The sequence below is a fragment of the Shewanella sp. 11B5 genome (genome assembly GCF_002836795.1).
GTDB lineage: Bacteria > Pseudomonadota > Gammaproteobacteria > Enterobacterales > Shewanellaceae > Shewanella > Shewanella frigidimarina.
This window is the reverse complement of record NZ_PJAP01000683.1, coordinates 1-2,033: the sequence shown is the minus strand read 5'-3', so window position 1 is coordinate 2,033 and position 2,033 is coordinate 1. Positions and strand designations below refer to the sequence as shown.

At 40.6% G+C, this 2,033-nt stretch carries 1 protein-coding gene and 2 tRNA genes; 2 read left to right on the top strand and 1 reads right to left on the bottom strand.

Features of this window, described 5'->3' with window-relative positions; all coding sequences use genetic code 11:
• Positions 1 to 34: 34 nt before the first annotated feature.
• A tRNA-Val gene (locus tag CXF78_RS15280) sits at positions 35 to 110 on the bottom strand.
• 256 nt (positions 111 to 366) lie between these two features.
• Here CXF78_RS15280 and gltX point away from each other — a divergent pair.
• Positions 367 to 1,776: a glutamate--tRNA ligase gene (gene gltX, locus CXF78_RS15275; RefSeq protein WP_102037270.1), complete on the top strand. Its 1,410-nt coding sequence runs from the start codon at positions 367 to 369 to the stop codon at positions 1,774 to 1,776.
• Positions 1,777 to 1,880: 104 nt separating this feature from the next.
• Positions 1,881 to 1,956: transfer RNA gene (locus CXF78_RS15270), tRNA-Ala, on the top strand.
• The last annotated feature ends 77 nt before the right edge of the window (positions 1,957 to 2,033 follow it).

The following is a 2,033-nucleotide window of genomic DNA, read 5'->3' as shown; positions in this document are numbered from 1 at the left end:
TATAATTAACAGTTATAATCCATAAATAAAAATATGGTGGTCGATACTGGGCTCGAACCAGTGACCCCCTCCTTGTAAGGGAGGTGCTCTCCCAGCTGAGCTAATCGACCTCGCTGTGTGGGGCCGTATTATAGGGGGCAAGCAAAACCTGTCAACGCTTTTTATTTAAAATAATGTCAGTCGGACTAAAATTGTTCGCTTTGATGCTTTGTTGAACAAGGGATTGTGATCAAAAATAAAGAAAATCCAAAAACCTCCCTAGGTTTGAAAGTCCACCATTTCAACTGCTGGGTTTGACTGTTAGAATAGCGGCACATTTTTTTGTTTGTCTTCTTTAGACGTTTATAAATAGGTTAGTGTCCGATTATGACTACTAAGACGCGTTTTGCTCCAAGTCCAACTGGTTTTCTTCATGTAGGTGGTGCTCGTACAGCACTTTATTCATGGTTGCACGCACGTGCTAACAATGGTGAATTTGTACTTCGTATTGAAGACACTGATATTGAACGTTCAACTCAAGAAGCATGTGATGCCATTCTTGACGGTATGAACTGGTTAGGTTTGACTTGGGATGAAGGTCCTTATTACCAAACTAAACGTTTTGATCGTTACAATGAAATTATTGAGCAAATGCTAGACAAAGGCACTGCATACAAATGCTATTGCTCGCGTGAACGCATTGAGAGCATGCGTGAAGACCAAGCTGCGCAAGGTTTGCAACAGAAATATGACGGTTGTTGTCGTAACCTTGCACCTCGTGACACTGGCGAACCTTTTGTCATTCGCTTTAAAAACCCAATTGAAGGCAGTGTTATATTTGATGATCACGTTCGTGGTCGAATCGAAATTTCTAACGATATGCTTGATGATTTAATCATTAAGCGTACCGATGGTGTACCAACCTATAATTTCTGTGTTGTAGTAGATGACTGGGACATGGGTATTACCTGCGTTGTACGCGGTGAAGATCATATCAATAATACGCCACGCCAAATCAACATACTTAAAGCATTAGGCGCACCGATCCCTGAATATGCACATGTGTCGATGATTCTAGGTGACGATGGCGCCAAGCTATCTAAACGTCATGGTGCTGTGGGCGTTATGCAATACCGTGATGACGGGTATCTACCAGAAGCACTATTAAACTATCTTGTTCGCTTAGGTTGGTCTCATGGCGATCAAGAAATATTTTCAATGGAAGAGTTGAAAACGCTGTTTAAGTTAAATGATATCAATAAAGCTGCTTCAGCTTTTAATACTGATAAGCTTATTTGGTTAAACCAACATTATATCAAGTCTCTCGATCCTGTTTATGTCGCATCACATTTACAATGGCATATGGATGATCAGAAAATTGATACTAGCAATGGTCCAGCGTTAACTGAAATTGTTACAGCATTATCAGAACGAGCGAAAACATTAAAAGAATTAGCCGCTTCAAGCCGTTACTTCTATGAAGATTTTGATAACTTCGATGAAGCACAAGCTAAGAAGCATCTACGTGGCGTGGCACTAGAGCCTTTAACATTGTTCAATCAAAAGTTATCTGAACTAAATGATTGGAGCGTAGAGAATATTCACAACGTTATTGAAGCCACAGCGACAGAACTTGATGTCGGCATGGGTAAAGTAGGTATGCCTTTACGCGTTGCGGTTACTGGCGCAGGACAGTCTCCTGCATTAGATTTAACCTTGTTCTTAATCGGAAAAGAAAGATCTGCACAAAGAATATCCAAAGCGATTGAATTTGTAGCAGATAGAATAAATTCCTAAAAAACGAGTTGACACTTTTGGGTATGCTGCATAGAATGCGCCTCGCAGTTGAGACATGATGTTAGATTTTTTCTAGTAGCATATTCAAAAGCATTAAGTAAGACGGGGTTATAGCTCAGCTGGGAGAGCGCTTCGCTGGCAGTGAAGAGGTCCACGGTTCGATCCCGTGTAGCTCCACCACTTACTTAACAATCTTTAAGTAGATAATTAGCATTGATGTTTAGCCTACAGACACCAATGAGTATTCACTCGATACA

Excerpts from the sequence above, each read along its gene's own strand:
- gltX (WP_102037270.1), top strand. The coding sequence starts at position 367 with ATGACTACTAAGACGCGTTTTGCTCCAAGTCCAACTGGTTTTCTTCAT.